The organism is Paenibacillus sp. 2TAB26 (assembly GCF_052115145.1).
Lineage (GTDB): Bacteria > Bacillota > Bacilli > Paenibacillales > Paenibacillaceae > Pristimantibacillus.
The window spans coordinates 1-439 of record NZ_JBFRGC010000107.1; the positions used below are offsets into that span (position 1 = coordinate 1).

Consider the following 439-nt stretch of genomic DNA (forward strand, 5'->3'; position numbering starts at 1 on the left):
AAGTAAGCCTGCACATGGCTTTTGTCGAAGCCCGCCAGGCGCGCCACGAGTTCATTACCGTGGAACACCTGCTGCTGGCGTTGCTCGACAACCCGACGGCAGCCGAAGTGCTGCGCGCGTGCGCAGCCAATATCGAGGACTTGCGCACCAGCCTGAAGAACTTCATTGCCGATAACACCCCAGTCGTACCGGGGTCGGACGAGGTGGACACGCAACCCACGCTGGGCTTCCAGCGGGTGATCCAGCGCGCCATCATGCACGTGCAGTCCACGTCCAACGGCAAGAAGGAAGTCACTGGCGCCAATGTTCTGGTGGCTATCTTCGGCGAAAAGGACTCACATGCGGTCTACTACCTGCAACAGCAGGGAGTGACGCGCCTCGATGTCGTCAATTTCATCAGCCACGGCATCCGCAAGGACCAGTCCGAGCCGGCCAAGCA

1 protein-coding gene is annotated in these 439 nt (G+C 60.6%); it reads left to right on the forward strand.

What is annotated here, in order from left to right:
• Window positions 1-14: 14 nt before the first annotated feature.
• On the forward strand, window positions 15-439 hold a 425-nt coding region (locus AB4Z50_RS36075), incomplete at its 3' end, for a Clp protease N-terminal domain-containing protein (protein ID WP_441887307.1).